Annotated in this window: 4 protein-coding genes; 2 read left to right on the plus strand and 2 right to left on the minus strand. The window is 40.3% G+C overall.

The window, feature by feature from the left end; all coding sequences use genetic code 11:
• Positions 1–82: 82 nt before the first annotated feature.
• On the minus strand, positions 83–1039 hold the full coding sequence (locus tag CP352_RS10605; RefSeq protein WP_304441130.1) for an IS66 family transposase: 957 nt from the start codon (positions 1037–1039) through the stop codon (positions 83–85).
• A 1-nt stretch (position 1040) separates the two neighbouring features.
• On the minus strand, positions 1041–1367 hold the full coding sequence (gene tnpB / locus CP352_RS10610; RefSeq protein ID WP_233186945.1) for an IS66 family insertion sequence element accessory protein TnpB: 327 nt from the start codon (positions 1365–1367) through the stop codon (positions 1041–1043).
• Positions 1368–1659: 292 nt separating this feature from the next.
• Here tnpB and CP352_RS10620 point away from each other — a divergent pair, with 292 nt between their 5' ends.
• Entirely contained in the window at positions 1660–1860 is a 201-nt protein-coding gene (locus CP352_RS10620) for a hypothetical protein (protein ID WP_089150605.1), read from the plus strand.
• Positions 1861–2055: 195 nt separating this feature from the next.
• The gene (locus tag CP352_RS10625) at positions 2056–2283 is read left to right on the plus strand and encodes a hypothetical protein (RefSeq protein ID WP_089150604.1); all 228 of its coding nucleotides are present in this window, start codon (positions 2056–2058) and stop codon (positions 2281–2283) included.
• Positions 2284–2384: the final 101 nt, after the last annotated feature.

Consider the following 2384-nt stretch of genomic DNA (forward strand, 5'->3'; position numbering starts at 1 on the left):
CTCCATTAAATTGATGAGATTAGAATACCTGAAAAATGAAGGCTAAAACAGATACCCGGTTATTTGACGCTTACCATATTCTCTATTTACATATCTTTTGAATCTCTTTTTGCCATGGCAAATAAGCTTCTAGTGCCTCCGAGTTTAAGCTCTCCTCGTTAGGCAGCTTTTGAAGCAGGTAATTTAAATATTTTTCTGGATCTAGTCCATGTCTTTTGGCTGTTTCAATCAAGCTCAAAATGATGCCGCTCGTCTGTGCACCGGTAAAACTTTGCGAGAACAGCCAGTTCTTGCGTCCCATCACCAGCGACTTGACAGCACGTTCGGCCTTGTTATTAGATAGTTCCAAACGGCCATCGAGCAATACATGTTCAAAGTTTTCCTGATGTTTTAAGGCATAATTGATTGCACGGTCGAGTTTGGAGCCGGGCAATACAGAAATCTCCTGCAGCCTGCACCGGTCAAAGAAGTCTTCCATTAGCGGCTTTAACTGTTCCTGTCGGGTTTGATATCGTTCTTCGCTGCTTAAATGTTCCCATTCTTTTTCTAGACGAAACATTTGCGTGCAGTATTTCCAACCCTGTTTGGCAATTGATTTATCAGAGGCATTTTGCGGTACCGCTTCAAAGAACTTTCTTCTCACATGGGCCCAGCAGCCAACTAGGGTAGCTTCAGGTAATCGCTGGTAAGCCTGCCACATGTCGCAATGCAAGAAGCCGGCGTAAGCGCCTAAGAAGTCAAGCGCTACTTGACCGCTGCGATGCGGATTATGATGATAAAGCGCAATGCCATGTTTATCATGCCTGCCGGAAAGGAAAACCCAGTAATAGGTTTTAGCTGTTTCGCTTTCTAAGACCCTATAGTAAGTTTCATCGGTATGTAAAACAGGTTGAGTTAACAGCTTTGTTTTAAGCAGGTCATACATTGGCTTAAAGTAGTACTCTGTACTCTTTAGCCCCCAGTTGTTTAAGTGCTGGCGTGAAATATTCAGTCCCATTTTCCGCCAATAGCTTTCCTGGCGATAGTCCGGGACCTTCATTTCATACTTTTGATATAGGTTTGATTGCAAAACCTTTCATTAACCAGTCGACCTGCTCAGAAGAGAGAGCCTGGACCTCGTTTTGATTCTGCGGCCAGCTCATCTTGCCGTTTTCAAAGCGTTTATACAATAGCCAATATCCTTGGCCGTCCCAATACAGGGCTTTAAAACGGTCTTTTCTGCCGCCGCAAAAGAGAAAGACCTGACCCTGAAAAGGATCAAGTTGAAACTGTTCCTTTATTAAGCAAGCCAGCCCATCAATGCCTTTGCGCAGGTCGGTTTTGCTGCAAACAAGATAGACTTGGCCCAAGTAACAAAGATTAATCATGATAAGACCTTTTCCAAGAGTTTATCCATCAATTCGGGATCTATACTGCTGTAGAAGTCTAGCTCTAGATCATTCTTCTTTAAACTAAGCAACAGATTATTCCGCGGTGAACGAGACCTTTGGGGGCTTTGCGGCTGTTTGAGCGCTACAATCGGATGTTGTTTTTCGGAAATATTATTAACCTCCATTAATTTAATAAATTAATCATAGCCGAAGAAGGTGAAGAGGTTAATACACTCTGTTATTTGGCGCTTACGTTATTGGCAAGCGTCAAATAACAGAGTATGAAGTATTGGAGCACTTTTATTTAGATGCTTTTAATGCAGGTTTAAATGTACCAGACGTGAGTTTCTTTACACGCGAATTTGGTTATGCATTATCTACAGATAATATAGGCTATATACTTGATAAGGGGAAATGGTTACCAGATGAATCAGAAGGGGTCGCTGCTTTAGCGCAACATTATGGATTACCTACACGATTATTAGACTAGACGTTTAACCTTAATGTTGCATTTTATTTTGCCGCTAATTCTGCCCTGAAAAGCAAGGAGACTGGTGCAGGTTATATGGTCATTTGGGCTTTAAATTATGAAAATGATATGACAATTTGCATTTGATTAAACCGGTGTATAACAATAATCCCAATTTAAATGCACAAAAAGAAGTAATGGGACGGAGAAAGCGAAGTGGATAGTGTATTGCACTTTACGCCATTGGAACGAGTTTTCGACAAAGATGATCCAAAAGGCGAAGCTGTATTATACAAATTTAAAATTCCAATGCAAGACACAATAAAAATGTATAAATACAGTGCACAAAACGGTTGCAGCACGGCTACGATGTTTCCAGGATATAGTAGCGCTGCCCAGTATGCTCTTGAACAAACTAAATTAAGTAATTTGGGACATATTTAGAAAAATAGAATTTGTAAACTTAGAACTAAATGGTTGATAAACTATTTGAAACTGTCAAATCTTTTGTGTAAATAGATCTTTCTCGTAAATTGATTTTTTAA

Source organism: Lactobacillus sp. UMNPBX1, assembly GCF_002554085.1.
Lineage (GTDB): Bacteria > Bacillota > Bacilli > Lactobacillales > Lactobacillaceae > Lactobacillus > Lactobacillus crispatus.

Coding starts and splice junctions, on each gene's coding strand:
- CP352_RS10605 (WP_304441130.1), bottom strand. CDS start 1,039: ATGAAGGTCCCGGACTATCGCCAGGAAAGCTATTGGCGGAAAATGGGA.
- tnpB (WP_233186945.1), bottom strand. CDS start 1,367: ATGATTAATCTTTGTTACTTGGGCCAAGTCTATCTTGTTTGCAGCAAA.